Here is a 15,757-nt window from a genome sequence, read left to right as displayed (position 1 = left end):
CGGCGACCCTCGGTTCCCGCTATGGTCGCCCCATGGATGTGCGCGTGGTCGATCACCCGCTTGCGGCCGCGCGACTGACCACTCTGCGCGACGAGAACACCAACAACGCCGCCTTCCGGGCGGCACTTCGCGATTTGACGTTGATGCTGGTGTACGAGGCCACCCGCGACGCAGCTGTCGAAACCGTGCCGGTACGCACCCCGCTCACGGAGACGACCGGCTGCCGGCTGGCCAATCCGCCGCTGCTCGTGCCGGTCTTACGCGCGGGCCTCGGGATGGTGGACCAGGCGCACGCGCTGATACCCGGGGCGCGCGTCGGCTTCGTCGGCGTCGCACGCAACGAGGAAACGCATCAGCCGACACCGTATTTGGAGTCGCTGCCCGAGGACTTGAGCACGCAGCCGGTGATCGTGCTGGACCCGATGCTTGCGACGGGCGGATCGATGGTGCACACCGTCGAATTGCTGTATTCGCGCGGGGCCGTTGACGTCACGGCGGTCTGCGTCGTCGTGGCCCCCGAAGGCCTTGCCGCACTGGAGAAGGCGGCTCCGGACATCCGGCTGGTCACCGCGACGATCGACGAATGCCTCAACGACATCGCCTACATCGTGCCGGGCCTCGGCGACGCGGGGGACCGCCAGTTCGGTCCGCGTTAGTGCCTGACGGTCACCAACGCTCGGCGACCCCCCGCAGCTCGTCCTGCAGGCCCCGGGCCCGCTGCTGGGCCCCGACCAGATCGTTGACGTCGCTACAGCGAACCTCGATGTAGGACTTCACCTTCGGTTCGGTGCCGGAGGGCCGCACCACGATGCGCACCGCGACGTCGTCGTCGCCGCCGGCGATGACCAATGCGTCGGTGCCCTCGTCGGGCAGCAGGTCGGTGACGGTCACGTCGTATCCGGCGAGGCTGTCGGGTGGTGTCTCCCGCAGACGTTTCATCACCTCGGCGGTCTCGTGGGTGTCCTCGACGAGTCGCGCCACCGCGGTCGTGGTGTGCACACCATGACGCCGGGCCAGGTCGTCGAGCGCATCGAGCAGTGTGTGCCCGCGGTCGCGCAACGCGACGATCAGATCGCAGATCAACACCGCCGCACTGATGCCGTCCTTGTCCCGCACCGCGGACGGATCGACGCAGTGTCCGATCGCCTCTTCATAGGCGTACACCAGCGTGCTGCCGGGCAGGTCGACGTCGGCTCGTGACAGCCACTTGAAGCCGGTGGGTGTCTCGACGTGCTGCGCGCCGTGCTCGCGCGCGATCGCAGAGAGCATGCGCGACGACACCAGGGTGCTCGCCACGACCGTCGTCTCCATCACCGGTCCCGGCTCGATCTGCGAGAGGATGTAATCGCCGAGCAGCCAACCCGTTTCGTCGCCGGAGAGCATCCGCCACCCGTCGGACGTGGGAACGCCGACCGCACATCGGTCGGCGTCGGGGTCCAGTGCTATCGCGACTTCTGCGTCGACTTCGCGGGCCAATCTCAGGACCGCTTCGACCGCCTCGGGTTCTTCGGGGTTGGCCGTGGAGACGGTGGGGAAGTCGGGGTCGGGTGCGAACTGCGCATCGACGACGTGCACGTCGGGCAGCCCGGCGCGGACGAACGCGTCGAGCGCAAGTTCCCCGCCCACACCGTGCAGCGGGGTGAACGCAATGCGGACCGCTCCGTGGGTGTGCCGGACACTCGCGGCGCGTTCGACGTAGCGCTGCACTTCGTCGACGCCGCCCGGGGTGACCTCCTGCCGGGGAATCTCGTCGGCGTGCGGCGCCTCGGCCATGGCCGCCTCGATTTCACGGTCGGTGGGCGAGTTGATCGGGAACCCGCCGCCGAAGAACACCTTGAAGCCGTTGTCGGACGGCGGATTGTGCGAAGCGGTGATCTGGATACCCGCCGCCGCGGGGCGATGGCGCACCGCGAACGCGAGGGTCGGCGTGGGCACGGCGGTGAAGAACAAGGTCACAGGAAAGCCCTGCGCGGCAAGCACTTCGGCGGCCGCCAGCGCGAAGTCGTCGGACCCGTGCCGGGCGTCGCGCCCCACGATCACGTCCTGGCCGGCCAGGCCTCGGTCCTTGAGCACCTTGGCCACCGCCCAGCTGGCACGCAGCACGACGGCGAGGTTCATTCCGCCGGGGCCCCCGCGCAACGGCCCGCGCAGACCGGCGGTGCCGAACGTCAAGGGGTGTGCGAACAGCTGCTCGAGCTCTTCATCAGAACACTCCGAGAGCTCGGCGGCCGTCTTGGGATCCGGGTCATGAGAGATCCACTCCTGCGCAGTACTTGTGGCCGGCGACGCAGTCATGCGGTTAGTGTGCCCAGTTTCACGGCCGCATATTCCGGCGACTTCGACCTCAAAGCCGGGCGATGACCGCCGCCAGCAGGGTGCCCATCCGCGTCGCCGACTGACGGCCGGCCTCTAGCACCTCTTCGTGGTTCAACGGCTGCCCGGTCATGCCCGCCGCGAGGTTCGTGACCAGCGAGACTCCCAGCACCTGCGCGCCGGCTTCGCGGGCCGCGATGGTCTCGTGCACGGTCGACATCCCGACGAGGTCGGCGCCCACGGTGCGCAGCATCCGGATCTCGGCGGGCGTCTCGTACTGCGGCCCCGGCAGGCCGGCGTAGACGCCGTCGACCAGCGTCGGGTCGATCTCCCTGGCGAGCTCGCGCAGGCGCGGGGCGTACGCGTCGACCATGTTGACGAACCGAGCACCCACCAGCGGTGACCGTCCGGTCAGGTTGAGGTGGTCGCTGATCAGCACCGGCTGTCCGACGGTGAAGTCCTCGCGCAGCCCACCCGCGGCGTTGGTCAACACGATCGTGTGCACTCCGGAAGCGCAGGCGGCGCGGACCTGATGCACGACGTGGCGCAGGTCGTGGCCCTCGTAGGGGTGGATGCGGCCCACGAAGACCAGCACTCGGTGATCGGCGATGCGCATCGACAACACCTGGCCGCCGTGTCCCTCGGCCGTCGGTGGCGCGAACCGTGGCAACTCCGCGACCGGCACGACGGCGACCGGATCGCCCAGTGGTTCCACCGCAGGCGCCCAGCCCGAACCGAGCACGACGGCGACGTCGTGGCGGTCGACGCCGGTGCGCTCGGCCAGCGCTTCGGCCGATTCGACGGCCACTGCCTGGGCATCGGTCACAGTGGGCGAGCTTATCTGTCGGACCCGGCGCTCGGCCGCAGTGAGATACTGCCAAGATGCCAGCACCCACCGCGTCGGACGTCGTTGAGGACGCCGTCCGTCGACGCCGTGACGACCTGGTCGAACTTTCGCATTCCATCCACGCCGAGCCCGAACTCGCGTTCGCCGAACACCGCAGCTGCGCCAAGACCCAGACGCTGGTCGCTGAGTACGGATTCGAGGTGACACGGGCGCCCGCGGGGCTCGAGACGGCGTTTCGCGCCGAATACGGCAGCGGGCCGCTCGTCGTGGGCATCTGTGCCGAGTACGACGCGCTGCCCGGTATCGGGCACGCCTGTGGGCACAACATCATTGCGGCCTCAGCCGTCGGCGCCGCCTTGGCCTTGGCGGACGTGGCCGACCGGCTGGGATTGACGGTGGTGCTTCTCGGCACGCCTGCCGAGGAGGCGGGCGGCGGGAAGGTGCTGATGCTGAACGCGGGCACGTTCGACGACGTCGCCGCCTCGGTGATGCTGCACCCCGGTCCGCTCGACATCGCGGCCGCGCGCTCGCTGGCACTGTCGCAGGTTGCGGTCCGGTACGAGGGCAGGGAAGCCCACGCCGCGGTGGCGCCGTACCTCGGCATCAACGCCGCCGATGCGATCACTGTCGCGCAGGTGGCGATCGGGCTGCTGCGCCAGCAGATGGCGCCGGGCCAGATGGCGCACGGCATCGTCACCGACGGCGGCCAGGCCACCAACGTCATCCCGGCGCGCGCCGAGATGCAGTACACGATGCGGGCCAACGACGCGACGTCTCTGCGCGACCTCGAACAGCGGATGGCGGACTGCTTCCTGGCCGGGGCGGTGGCCACCGGTTGCGGCCACGACGTCGCCGAGACCGAACCCAGCTACCACGAACTGACCCCGGACACCTGGCTGGCCGAGACGTTCCGCGCCGAGATGCAGCGGATGGGCCGCGAGCCGGTTTCTCCCGAACTGGAGGCGGCGTTGCCGCTGGGCAGCACCGATATGGGCAACGTCACGCAGATGATGCCCGGAATCCACCCGATCGTGGGCATCGATGCGGGCGGTGCGTCGGTACACCAGCCCGCGTTCACCGAGGCCGCGGCGAGCCCGAGCGCCGACAAGGCGGTCGTCGAGGGTGCGGTGATGCTGGCCCGCACGGTTGTGCGGTTGGCCGAGACGCCCCACGAACGCGACCGGGTGCTGGAACTGCAGGCGAGGCGGGCGTCATGAGCGTTCTGCCCCACGCCGCCGCTCGGTGGCTGTCGGCCCACTTCGACGACCTCGTCGAGTGGCGCCGCCACATCCACATGCATCCGGAGTTGGGGCGCCAGGAGTTCGCCACCACGCAGTTCGTCGCATCGCGGCTGGCCGACGCGGGCCTGAACCCGAAGGTGCTGCCCGGCGGCACCGGCTTGACGTGCGACTTCGGGCCCGAGCACGGGCCGCGGATCGCTTTGCGTGCCGATATGGACGCATTGCCGATGGCCGACCGCACCGGCGCGCCGTACGTGTCGCTGGTGCCGGGCGTCTCGCACGCCTGCGGTCACGATGCGCACACCGCGATCCTGCTCGGCGCGGCGCTGGCGCTGGCGTCGGTGCCTGAGCTTCCGGTCGGGGTGCGGCTGATCTTCCAGGCCGCCGAGGAGCTGATGCCTGGCGGCGCGATCGACGCAATCGCCGCGGGCGCGCTGTCGGGGGTGTCGCGGATTTTCGCGTTGCACTGTGACCCGCGGTTGGCGGTCGGAAAGGTGGCGATGCGACCCGGGCCCATCACGTCGGCCGCCGACCAGCTCGAGGTGACATTGCATTCGCCCGGCGGTCACACCTCGCGACCGCATCTCACCGGCGACCTCGTCTACGGGCTCGGCACGTTGATCACGGGGCTGCCTGGCGTGTTGTCGCGTCGCATCGATCCGCGCAACAGCACCGTGATGGTGTGGGGTGCGGTGAACGCGGGCGTCGCGGCGAACGCGATCCCGCAGACGGGAACGTTGGCCGGCACCATCCGAACCGCAAGCCGAGACACCTGGGAAACGCTCGAAGCGATTGTGCGCGAGATTATTTCGTCGCTGTTGGCGCCGCTGCACATCGAGCACACGGTGCAGTACCGTCGCGGTGTGCCGCCGGTGGTCAACGAGGAGATCTCGACACGCATCCTCACCCACGCGATCGAAGCGATCGGCCCCGACGTGCTGGCCGATACCCGGCAGTCCGGTGGTGGCGAGGACTTCTCGTGGTACCTGGAGGAAGTGCCGGGTGCGATGGCCCGGTTGGGCGTGTGGACGGGTCGAGGACCCCAATTGGATTTGCATCAGCCGACGTTCGACCTCGACGAGAGGGCGCTCGCGGTCGGCGTGCGGGTGCTCGTCAACATCATCGACCACGCCGGCGCGTTCTAGGCCCCCTTTCCCGCGAGCGACCGTGTCTGTACCGCGACACGCCGCAATGAGCGGACAGTAAGCGGTCGCTCGCGGCCGTTGATTGTCCCCAAAGCGCGCTTCATCCACATTCGCGGGCGACGCCCGCGGACGTTGAGCGTTCGTCGTTGACGATCGTCGGGTGAACCCAGAGTTGCTGCGACTCTTCAACACCCAGGCAGGGCTGGCGACCAGCGGCCAGATTCTGCAACACATGACCAGACGCGGCTTCGAGTCGGCACTCGAAACCGGTCCACTGCAACGACTTTGGCCGGGCGTCTACTGCCTAGAGGAACCCGACGACATGCTGCGACTGCGGGGGCTGGACTTGCGCTGCGGACGGCCGGTCGCTGCTTGCCTGCACACGGCCGCGGCGTTGTACGGCTTCGATACCGAGGAGCCGGCCGACCTCCATGTGCTCAGCCCGCCGGGCTCACGGTTGCGGTCGAGCGATGGCTTGGTCGTTCATCGTCGTGAGGGTGCGCCGCTGGGCGTCGTCGGCGGCAGACCGGCAACGACGCCGGCGTGGACCGCCGTGGAAGTCGCCCGCTCACAACGCCGGCCGAGGGCACTGGCCACCTTGGACGCGGCTCTGCGCAGCGGCTTCTGCAATCGGACCGAGTTGTGGCGCGCCGCGGTCGCCCAGGCGGGGCGACGCGGCATCGTCGCCGTGCGGGAGTTGATCGCCCTGGCCGACGCGCGTTCGGAGTCGCCGATGGAGAGCGAAGCGCGCCTCGCGATGATCGACGGTGGCCTGCCGACACCCGAGCTTCAATACGAGGTCGTCGACGGAAACGGCGAGGTGCGTCGTCTGGACTTCGCCTGGCCCGGCGAGTGCGTGGCCGTCGAGTACGACGGCGTCGACTGGCACAGCGACCCGGAGGCCATGCGGCGCGACCGGAGGCGGAGCGCGGCGCTGCTCGATGTCGGTTGGGCGGTCACCGCGATCGTCTTCGACGACGTCCGTCAGCGGCCACAGGAGTTCGTCGACCGCATCGACAGACAGCTTCGGCGCGCTCGCGCGGCGTGAGCGACCGCGAAGTGTCCGCGAGATACGGCGTGTCGCGGGACAAACACGGCCGCTCGCGGCACTGGGATTAAGACCCCGGGCCGATGTTGAGTGCGGGTCGGGTGCGCAGATGATGAACGTACTCGGCTGGCGCGCCGGCGATTTCGGCGGCGTCGGCCATGACGCCGAGATAGCGCGCCGACGGCAAACCACCCTCCCACGCGTCCACCACATACAGCCAGGCCAGCACGGGCTCGAAGTCGGTGTCCGACGAGATGCGATGCACCCGGCAGCGGATCTTCTTGTGGAAACCGAGTTCCGAGCCTTCCCAGCGATCCAGGTTGGACTCGTCGTCCTTGGTCATGTCGTAGAGCACGACGAAGACCTTCGACGTCGGATCCTCGACGACGGTGGCGAGCGCACCCTCCCAGCCGATGTCCGCCCCGCCGAACGTCAGACGCCAGCCGTACAGCCAGCCCGTTCCCGCCATCGGAGAATGAGGTGCGCGCTGCAACATCTGCTCCGGATGCATGTTCGATCCGTAAGCGGCATAGAGCGGCACCAGGAAAGACTAAGGGTTCGCGCGCCGCGCGGGCGATCAACCTCCCGCTTCGTTAGGTTGGGGACGTGGCAACCCGCATCGTGATCATCGGCGGCGGGCCCGCCGGCTATGAGGCCGCACTGGTCGCCGCGGCCCGTGGACCCGAAGTTGCCGAGGTCACCGTCATCGACTCCGACGGCATCGGCGGTGCCTGCGTGCTGTGGGACTGCGTCCCGTCCAAGACGTTCATCGCGTCCACCGGTGTGCGCACCGAACTGCGTCGTGCCCCCGACCTCGGGTATGCGCTGGAGTTCTCCGATGCCGAGATCGCGCTGTCCAAGCTCAACGAGCGGGTCAAGACGCTGGCCGCCGCGCAGTCCGCCGACATCGCTGAACGGCTGCGCAACGACGGCGTCACGCTGATCGCCGGTCGCGGCGAACTGGTCGACGACATGGCGGGGATGGCGACCCACACGGTCAAGGTGACCGAGCACGACGGCACCGTCAGCACGATCAAGGCCGACGTCGTGCTGATCGCCACCGGCGCCAGCCCCCGCGTGCTGCCCGGCGCCGAACCCGACGGCGAACGCATCCTCAACTGGCGCCAGCTCTACGACCTCGACGAGCTGCCCGAGCACCTCGTCGTCGTCGGCTCCGGTGTCACCGGCGCGGAGTTCGTCAACGCCTACACCGAACTCGGGGTCAAGGTGACGGTGGTCGCGAGCCGCGACCAGATCCTGCCGCACGAGGACTCCGACGCCGCCGCGGTGCTTGAGGACGCGCTGAGCGACCGCGGTGTGACGTTGGTCAAGAACGCGCGCGCCCAGTCGGTCACGTGCAACGGCGGAGCTGAATGTCGCCGGCCAGGCGGCTCCGGCGGCGTGCTGGTCACGATGACCGACGGGCGCACCGTGGAGGGCAGCCACGCGTTGATGACGGTCGGGTCGGTGCCCAACACCAGCGGCCTTGGCCTCGAACGGGTCGGCATCGAGCTCGGTGAGGGTGACTATCTGAAGGTCGACCGGGTGTCGCGCACCGGGGTGCCCGGAATTTACGCCGCCGGCGACTGCACGGGCCTGATGCTGCTGGCCTCGGTGGCCGCGATGCAGGGGCGCATCGCGATGTACCACGTGCTGGGCGAGGGGCTCGAACCGATCCGCTTGCGGACGGTAGCCGCGGCGGTGTTCACCCGGCCCGAGATCGCCGCGGTGGGGGTGCCGCAGTCCAGGATCGACGACGGATCGGTGGCCGCGCGAACGATCACGCTGCCGCTCAACACCAACGCCCGCGCCAAGATGTCGAGCCTGCGGCGCGGTTTCGTCAAGATCTTCTGCCGCCCGGCGACCGGAGTGGTGATCGGCGGTGTGGTGGTCGCGCCGATCGCATCGGAGCTGATCATGCCGATCGCGCTGGCGGTGCAGAACGGCAACGACGTCGAGGATCTGGCGCAGACGTTCTCGGTCTACCCCTCGCTGTCGGGGTCGATCACCGAAGCGGGCCGCCGCCTGATGGCGCACGACGATCTGGACTGAGTCCACGTAGCCTGGACGGGCGAGCGTACCCACGAGTAACTAGGAGCCAATCCGGTGAGTGACCCGATCCCGGCCAACGGGCAGACGCTACTGGGTCCCCAGCAGCGGGCCGAGGCCGCCGAGCGGCTCGGCAGCGAGCAGTTCGACGTCGTCGTGATCGGCGGGGGAGTCGTCGGCGCGGGCGCGGCGCTCGATGCGGCCACGCGCGGTCTGAAGGTCGCTCTCGTCGAGGCGCGCGACTTCGCGTCGGGCACATCGAGCCGGTCGTCGAAGATGTTTCACGGCGGACTGCGTTATCTCGAGCAGTTGGAGTTCGGGTTGGTGCGCGAGGCGTTGCACGAACGCGAACTGTCGCTGACGACGCTGGCGCCGCATCTGGTCAAACCGCTGCCGTTTCTGTTCCCGCTGACCAACCGGTGGTGGGAGCGTCCGTACGTCGCCGCGGGCATCTTCCTCTACGACCAGCTGGGCGGCGCGAAATCGGTCCCGGCGCAGAAGCATCTGACGAAGTCCGGAGCGCTGCGGCTCGCGCCGGGACTCAAGCGGTCGTCGTTGATCGGCGGCATCCGGTACTACGACACGGTGGTCGACGACGCACGCCACACAATGACCGTCGCGCGCACGGCCGCGCACTACGGCGCCGTGGTGCGGACCTCGACACAGGTGGTCGCGCTGCTTCGGGAAGGGGACCGCGTCACCGGCGTGGAGGTTCGCGACTCCGAGAACGGCGCCGTGACCGAGGTGCACGGGCACGTCGTCGTGAACGCCACCGGCGTGTGGACCGACGAGATCCAGGCATTGTCCAAGCAGCGCGGGCGATTTCGGGTGCGCGCCTCCAAGGGCGTGCACATCGTGGTGCCGCGCGACCGGATCGTCAGCGAGGTGGCGATCATCCTGCGCACCGAGAAGTCGGTGCTGTTCGTGATCCCGTGGGGTACGCACTGGATCATTGGGACCACCGACACCGACTGGAATCTGGACCTGGCGCACCCCGCGGCCACCAAGGTCGACATCGATTACCTGCTCGAAACCGTCAACACGGTGTTGGCGACGCCGCTGACCCACGACGACATCGACGGCGTTTACGCCGGGCTGCGACCGCTGCTGGCCGGCGAGAGCGAGGAGACCTCGAAGCTGTCGCGTGAGCATGCCGTCGCGGTGCCCGCCCCGGGTCTGGTCGCGATCGCCGGCGGCAAGTACACGACCTATCGGGTGATGGGTGAGGACGCCATCGACGCTGCGGCCGAATACATCCCGGCGCGGGTGGCGCGGTCGATCACCGAGAAGGTCCCCCTGATGGGCGCCGACGGCTACTTCGCGCTGATCAACCAGACCCAGAGCGTCGGAAACCATTACGACCTGCATCCGTACCGGGTGCGCCACCTGCTCGACCGGTACGGCTCGCTGATCGGTGAGGTGTTGCAGATGGCCGAGGGAAATCCCGAGCTGCTGACCCCGATCACCGAGGCGCCCGTCTATCTGAAGGTCGAGGCTTTCTACGCCGCGGCCGCCGAGGGCGCGCTGCATCTGGAGGACATTCTGGCCCGGCGGATGCGGATCTCGATCGAGTATCCGCACCGCGGCGTGGACTGCGCGCGCGAGGTCGCCGAAGTGGTTGCGCCGGTGCTGGGTTGGAGCGACGAGGACATCGACCGCGAGGTCAACACGTATCTGGCGCGGGTGGATGCGGAGATCCGCTCGCAGCAGGAACCCGACGACGAGTGCGCCGATGAGTTACGGGCGGCGGCACCGGAGGCGCGCGCCGAGATCCTCGAACCGGTGCCGCTGAATTGAGGCGCAGGCGTTGAGGCGCCCGGCGCCGTTGCCCGTGCGGGATGGGTTGGGTCCGGCACGGGTGCGGCTGCGTGGCGGTGCGGTGCTGGTCGAGTTGGCGGACCGGTTCGGTGAGGCGGCCGCCGCCAAAGTGCTTGCGGGCGAAGTGGTGACCGCCGACGGCGACGTCGTGACCGCGGGGACCGTACTGCCGCCCGGTGCGTTTGTGTACCTGTACCGCGAACTGCGCGACGAGGTCCCGGTGCCGTTCGACATCCCTGTGCTGTATTGCGACGACGACATCGTGGTGGTCGACAAACCGCACTTCCTCGCGACGATGCCGCGCGGGCGCCACGTCGCACAGACCGCGCTGGTGCGGTTGCGCCGCGAATTGGACCTGCCGGAGTTGTCGCCGGCGCATCGCCTGGACCGGTTGACCGCCGGTGTGCTGCTGTTCACAACGCGTCGCGAGTTGCGCGGCGCGTATCAGACCATGTTCGCGCGCGGTGAGGTGCGCAAGACGTATCTGGCCCGGGCCGCAAAAGATCCGGCGCCGGAGTTTCCACGCGTAGTGCGCAGCCGAATCGTCAAGCGGCGCGGACAGTTACATGCGGTGGAAGAGCCGGGCGAGCCGAACGCCGAGACGCTGGTCGACCACCTCGGCGACGGGCTGTACCGGTTGACGCCACGTACGGGACGAACACATCAGCTTCGGGTGCACATGGCCTCGCTGGGTCTGCCGATCGTCAACGATCCGCTGTATCCGGACGTGACCGACGTCGCGCCGGACGATTTCTCGCGCCCGCTGCAGCTTCTGGCGCAACGCCTCGAGTTCACCGACCCGCTCAGCGGACGTCAATGCGCCTTCGTCAGCACCCGGACCTTGTGACTCAGCGACGCTCGACCGGCTCATCGACCTTTGCCCCCGCGGCGATCACGGTGCGGTTGCGTTCGGCGACCGTCCGCAGCGACATCTTGACCAGCCAGCGGTCGTAGGTCATGAACCCGTTGACCTCGTTCTCGACGTCGGTGGTCTGGGTGTAGATGGCGCCGGACAGGCCACCCTTTCGGACCTCGTCTTCGAGGTCGCGGCTCACCTGGACGTAACGCTCGGTCAACCGTGCTCGGCTGTCGGTCATTTCGTAGGCCTGCGGCCTTCCGGGCCAGCGGTTGCCGTGGGGCACCAACCCGAGGCCGCCGTACTCGCCGTTCACCACCACCCGGTGCTCCAGGGGAATCGGACGGTCGCCGAGCATCGTCCGCTCGTCGCGCGGGGTGGCCGGGTTGTCGTGCAGAACCGGTCGGCCGGGGCCGACGTAGGTGTGGTCGTCGTAGACGTCGCCGGTCCTGCTGTCGGGCCTGGACTTGCAGCAGTTCACTCCGCTGTTGGCGTTCACCATCCGCGTCGGGTCGGCGGCCTTGGCCACGCCCGCGATCCGCGCGGTGTCGAACTCACCCCATCCCTCGTTGAACGGGACCCAGCCGACGATCGAAGTGACGCTTCGCAACTGATCGATCATCTCGACGAGTTCACGTTCGAAGTTGGCCTTCGCCGCAGGCGACGGCTCCGGTGCGGGACCGACCGGAATGTCGAGTGAGACGTCCAGCGACGGCATGTCCTGCCACACCATTAGGCCGAGCTTGTCCGTCCAGTAGTACCAGCGCGCCGGTTCCACCTTCGCATGCTTGCGCACGAAGTTCATGCCGAGCGCCTTGGTGCGTTCGAGGTCGAACTTCAGTGCGTCGTCGGTGGGAGCGGTGAAGATGCCGTCCGGCCAGTAGCCCTGGTCGAGCGGGCCGTGCAGGAACGTGATCTTGTCGTTCAACGAGATTCGCGGCCGGCCCTGCGGGTCCCTGACCGTGCTGATGGTGCGCAGACCGCCGTAGCTGGTGACCTCGTCGACGACTTTGCCTTCGGGCGTGACCAGCCGCACCTGCAGGTCGTAGAGGTAAGGGTCGTCCGGTGTCCACAGGTGTGGGTCCGGAACCTGCACGCGTACCGGCTTGCCCGGTTCCCCGTAGTTGCGGGCCAACGTCGGACCGTCGGGAGCCGACACGATCACCTCGGCGCGTTCGTCGGTCGTCCCCGTGGAGCGGGTTGTGACGGTGAAACCCCTTAAATCCGCTGTGACATCGAGCTTCTCAACGTGGGCGGCGCGCACGGGTTCCATCCACACCGTCTGCCAGATGCCTGACGCGCCGGTGTAGAAGAGACCCTCGGGATCGTTGCGCTGCTTGCCGACGGCGAAGGGTGCGGTTTCGTTGCGGTCCTCTGCGCGCACGACGATCTCCTGGGTGCCCGTCCAGCGCAGCGCGTCGGTGATGTCGGCGCTGAACGCGGTGAACCCGCCCTCGTGGTGGGCGACGCGTTTGTTGTTGACCCACACCGTCGCGGTCTGGTCCACCGCGCCGAAGTGCAGCAGCACCCGCTGCCCGCGCCAGGTGCCGGGCACCTGAAAGTTTTTGCGGTACCACATCTGGTCGTCATGACGCTTGATCCCCGACAGCGCCGACTCCGTGGGGTAGGGGACGAGGATCTTCTCGTCGAACTCTTTGGCCGACGGCGGCGTCGTCACCGCGGTGTCCTGTGATCGGCCGGTGTAGGCCCATACCCCGTTCAGGTTCAGCCAGCGCGCCCGTGTCATCTGCGGACGGGGATACTCCGGAAGGGCGTTGTTGGGTCCGACGAGATGGGTCCACGGCGTCGACAGCGGCGGGCTCTGCCGCTGCCACGCCTCGGCGGCGTTCGCCGGCGCCGCGAAGACCGCGAAAGCCGCCGCCACGGCGAGGGGTAGGGCCGTCATCCGGCTGAGATTCTTGCGCACACGGTGCCGGCTGTTCGACAGCTCGGTGTTCACGGCCACTACTGCTAGTCCCCCTGCTGGAAACCATCGACGGAATGCGGTTCGGGTGCTGCGCACCGGACGCCCGTGGCAAACCTAGTCAGTAGTAAGCCGCGAGGAATCAGGTGTTTCCCTATGCTTCGCATCGGCATGGAAGAACCAACCGGTTCGTGCAGCCATCGCGCACCGATCGTGGAATCGATCAAGCTCGCGTGAGTGCGTGAGAGTTGGTGTGCCACACCATGAATGCAAAGTCGAGACGCTCGTCTAGCCTAGCATCGATCCATCGCCGGTGCCACGGTCGCGCGGCTGTTCGCTGCCTTCGGGCCCAGTGTGTCTCACCGCTGGGCCGAGGCCGGACGGGAAGATATAGCAAATGGTGAATAGGTGAGCTAGATGTACGGCTGTGATCCTGTTCGGAGCCGGATGCGGCCACCATACAGGAAGGAATGGTTCGGGCATCGCAGTAGACATCGAAGACGCCGAGGGGTTCGTTACGGCGACTCGCCGATCGCGCATTCGGCCCCCTGACGCGTGCGTCACTGCCACAATCGGGTCGGGCGACGGCGCTTGGCACGTCGCCGAAGGGAGGAGATGTGCACAAGGTAGTGCTGTGCGCTGCTGCGGCCGTGTTCGCCGGGGGATTGGTGACCGTGACCGCGCCGAGCGCCGAGGCGACGCTCTGCGGTTCGGTCGGCGGCAGGTTCGTCGATGTGACCGGCTGCGCGGACCCGCTTTCCTATCTCAACGAGTTGCCGCCACCGCCTCCTCCGCCGCCACCACCGCCGCCTCCGCCCCCGCCGGGCGACACGCCACCACCGCCCCCACCCCCGCCACCGCCGGTGTACGTCCCGCCACCACCGGCGCCGAACGTGAACGTGTGCGCGAACGTCGGACGACGGATCAGCGTGAGCGGTTGCATCTGAGGCCAGGCCCATCTGCTTGACTGACGGCCGTGGACCGCGCTTCGTTCGACCGTCTCTTCGATATGACCGACCGCACCGTGATCGTCACGGGCGGCACCAGGGGTATCGGCCTCGCGTTGGCCGAGGGCTTCGTCCTCGCCGGTGCCCGCGTCGTGGTGGCCAGCCGCAAACCCGACGCCTGTGAGCGGGCCGCGGAACATCTGCGCGGACTCGGCGGCCGGGCCATCGGTGTGCCCACCCACCTCGGGGATGTCGCCGCGCTCGAGGCGCTGGTGCAGCGCACCGTCGACGAGTACGGCGGTGTCGACGTCGTGGTCAACAACGCCGCCAACGCCTTGGCGCAACCACTGGGTGAGATGACGCCCGATGCGTTGACGAAATCCTTCGAGGTGAACCTGCGCGGACCGGTGTTCCTGGTGCAGGCGGCACTGCCCTATCTGAAGGCGAGCACGAAAGCCAGTGTGATCAACATGGTCTCGGTCGGGGCGTTCAACTTCTCGGCGTTGACCTCGATCTACTCTGCCAACAAGGCCGCGCTGATGTCGTTCACCCGGTCGATGGCCGCGGAGTTCGCGCCCTCGGGCATCCGGGTGAACGCGATCGCTCCCGGACCGGTGGACACCGACATGATGCGCAACAACCCGCAGGAGGTGGTCGACGGGATGGCGCGCAGCACGTTCCTCGGACGTCTCGCGTCACCCGATGAGATGGTCGGAACCGCCTTGCTGTTGGCCTCGGATGCCGGCAGCTACATCACCGGTACGGTCATGATCGTGGACGGCGGCGGAACGCCTCGCTAGCCTCGCGCATCTCACCGCTGGTCGAGGCCAGGATCTGGCTGCGGTTCTCCAGGTGCAGCGCCGCTTCCAGGCTCGACGCGTCGAGATTGGCCCACAGCACCTGCTTGGTGGACTCGAGGCCGAACTTCCCGTAGCCGCACAGCGTCTCGGCGATCGCCATGGCGTCGAAAACGATCGCTTCGTCGGTCGACACCCGCGACACCAAGCCGAGCCGCAGCGCTTCCGGGGCGTCGACAGCGCGCGCGGTGAGGATGAGATCGAACGCCGGGCCGGCGCCGATGATCCTCGGAAGCGTGTAGCTGACCCCGATGTCGCAGCCACCGAGACCCAACTTGATGAACTGGGTGCAGAAGCGCGCCGACTCCGAGGCGATGCGGATGTCGCAGGCCAGCGCGATGCCCATTCCGCCGCCGTATGCGACCCCGTTCACCGCGGCAATCACGGGTTGGCGCAACCGGTGGATGCGTGCGGTCAGGTCGGCTATGCGTTCCTGCCATCGCATGCCCGAGCGCGGGAACTCTGTTCCTTCGCCAGCCTTGTTGGGGTTGGGATCGGTCAGGTCCAGGCCCGAGCAGAACCCCCGTCCGGCGCCGGTGAGGACGACGACGCGGCAGTCGTTGTTGGAATCGATCTGCGCCAGCGTCGCGTGGAGGTCCTCGACGAGTTCGTAGGACAACGCGTTGAGCTTGTCGGGGCGGTTCAGCGTGAGCACGGCGATGTCGGGACGGGGGTAGGCCAGTTCGAGGTGCGGCATGCGCACACGCTAGCC

14 protein-coding genes are annotated in these 15,757 nt (G+C 68.2%); 9 read left to right on the top strand and 5 right to left on the bottom strand.

What is annotated here, in order from left to right; genetic code table 11:
* Positions 1 to 32: 32 nt before the first annotated feature.
* Positions 33 to 656, top strand: a complete 624-nt coding sequence (upp, locus tag AAHH99_RS10550) for a uracil phosphoribosyltransferase (RefSeq protein ID WP_418768586.1) — start codon at positions 33 to 35, stop codon at positions 654 to 656.
* 10 nt (positions 657 to 666) lie between these two features.
* On the opposite strand, the gene AAHH99_RS10545 is transcribed toward upp, so the two are convergent.
* Together AAHH99_RS10545 and AAHH99_RS10540 are read right to left on the bottom strand one after the other, a co-directional pair.
* Positions 667 to 2,295, bottom strand: coding sequence for a phospho-sugar mutase (locus AAHH99_RS10545; protein ID WP_418768585.1), 1,629 nt, complete (start codon positions 2,293 to 2,295; stop codon positions 667 to 669).
* A 49-nt stretch (positions 2,296 to 2,344) separates the two neighbouring features.
* On the bottom strand, positions 2,345 to 3,139 hold the full coding sequence (locus AAHH99_RS10540) for a purine-nucleoside phosphorylase (RefSeq protein WP_066849133.1): 795 nt from the start codon (positions 3,137 to 3,139) through the stop codon (positions 2,345 to 2,347).
* Between the two features lie 56 nt (positions 3,140 to 3,195).
* Between AAHH99_RS10540 and AAHH99_RS10535 the strand changes: the two genes are divergently transcribed.
* From AAHH99_RS10535 to AAHH99_RS10525, 3 genes are all read left to right on the top strand, one after another.
* Positions 3,196 to 4,377, top strand: coding sequence for a M20 family metallopeptidase (locus AAHH99_RS10535; protein WP_066849127.1), 1,182 nt, complete (start codon positions 3,196 to 3,198; stop codon positions 4,375 to 4,377).
* Complete coding sequence (locus tag AAHH99_RS10530) at positions 4,374 to 5,546, top strand: amidohydrolase (protein WP_418768584.1); 1,173 nt, start codon at positions 4,374 to 4,376, stop codon at positions 5,544 to 5,546. Before AAHH99_RS10535 ends, AAHH99_RS10530 begins: the two co-directional genes overlap by 4 nt.
* 160 nt (positions 5,547 to 5,706) lie before the next feature.
* The gene (locus AAHH99_RS10525; protein WP_418768583.1) at positions 5,707 to 6,594 is read left to right on the top strand and encodes a hypothetical protein; all 888 of its coding nucleotides are present in this window, start codon (positions 5,707 to 5,709) and stop codon (positions 6,592 to 6,594) included.
* 67 nt (positions 6,595 to 6,661) lie between these two features.
* Here the strand turns inward: AAHH99_RS10525 and AAHH99_RS10520 are convergent, their stop codons facing one another.
* Positions 6,662 to 7,135, bottom strand: a complete 474-nt coding sequence (locus tag AAHH99_RS10520; RefSeq protein ID WP_064394215.1) for a gamma-glutamylcyclotransferase — start codon at positions 7,133 to 7,135, stop codon at positions 6,662 to 6,664.
* 65 nt (positions 7,136 to 7,200) lie between these two features.
* On the opposite strand from AAHH99_RS10520, the gene AAHH99_RS10515 reads away from it, so the two are divergent.
* From AAHH99_RS10515 to AAHH99_RS10505, 3 genes are read left to right on the top strand one after another with little or no spacing between them, the layout of a single operon-like run.
* On the top strand, positions 7,201 to 8,646 hold the full coding sequence (locus AAHH99_RS10515) for an NAD(P)H-quinone dehydrogenase (RefSeq protein WP_418768582.1): 1,446 nt from the start codon (positions 7,201 to 7,203) through the stop codon (positions 8,644 to 8,646).
* A 54-nt stretch (positions 8,647 to 8,700) separates the two neighbouring features.
* On the top strand, positions 8,701 to 10,440 hold the full coding sequence (locus AAHH99_RS10510; RefSeq protein WP_418768581.1) for a glycerol-3-phosphate dehydrogenase/oxidase: 1,740 nt from the start codon (positions 8,701 to 8,703) through the stop codon (positions 10,438 to 10,440).
* A gap of 10 nt (positions 10,441 to 10,450) precedes the next feature.
* The gene (locus AAHH99_RS10505) at positions 10,451 to 11,308 is read left to right on the top strand and encodes a pseudouridine synthase (RefSeq protein WP_418768580.1); all 858 of its coding nucleotides are present in this window, start codon (positions 10,451 to 10,453) and stop codon (positions 11,306 to 11,308) included.
* A 1-nt stretch (position 11,309) separates the two neighbouring features.
* On the opposite strand, the gene AAHH99_RS10500 is transcribed toward AAHH99_RS10505, so the two are convergent.
* The gene (locus AAHH99_RS10500; protein WP_418768579.1) at positions 11,310 to 13,223 is read right to left on the bottom strand and encodes a glycoside hydrolase family 2 protein; all 1,914 of its coding nucleotides are present in this window, start codon (positions 13,221 to 13,223) and stop codon (positions 11,310 to 11,312) included.
* A gap of 635 nt (positions 13,224 to 13,858) precedes the next feature.
* Here AAHH99_RS10500 and AAHH99_RS10495 point away from each other — a divergent pair.
* Together AAHH99_RS10495 and AAHH99_RS10490 are read left to right on the top strand one after the other, a co-directional pair.
* Positions 13,859 to 14,188 (top strand): RNA-binding protein, encoded by a 330-nt coding sequence (locus AAHH99_RS10495; RefSeq protein ID WP_418768578.1) that lies wholly within the window; start codon positions 13,859 to 13,861, stop codon positions 14,186 to 14,188.
* A 29-nt stretch (positions 14,189 to 14,217) separates the two neighbouring features.
* Positions 14,218 to 14,988 (top strand): SDR family NAD(P)-dependent oxidoreductase, encoded by a 771-nt coding sequence (locus AAHH99_RS10490; RefSeq protein WP_418768577.1) that lies wholly within the window; start codon positions 14,218 to 14,220, stop codon positions 14,986 to 14,988.
* On the opposite strand, the gene AAHH99_RS10485 is transcribed toward AAHH99_RS10490, so the two are convergent.
* A complete protein-coding gene (locus tag AAHH99_RS10485) occupies positions 14,954 to 15,742 on the bottom strand; it encodes an enoyl-CoA hydratase/isomerase family protein (protein WP_418768576.1) in 789 nt (262 codons plus the stop codon). The two genes, AAHH99_RS10490 and AAHH99_RS10485, sit on opposite strands and share 35 nt — an antisense overlap.
* Positions 15,743 to 15,757 lie beyond the last annotated feature (15 nt).

The organism is Mycobacterium neumannii (genome assembly GCF_048452905.1).
Taxonomy (GTDB): Bacteria; Actinomycetota; Actinomycetes; order Mycobacteriales; family Mycobacteriaceae; genus Mycobacterium; species Mycobacterium neumannii_B.
The sequence above is the reverse complement of the archived record's forward strand: the minus strand, read 5'-3'. Positions and strand labels throughout refer to the sequence as shown.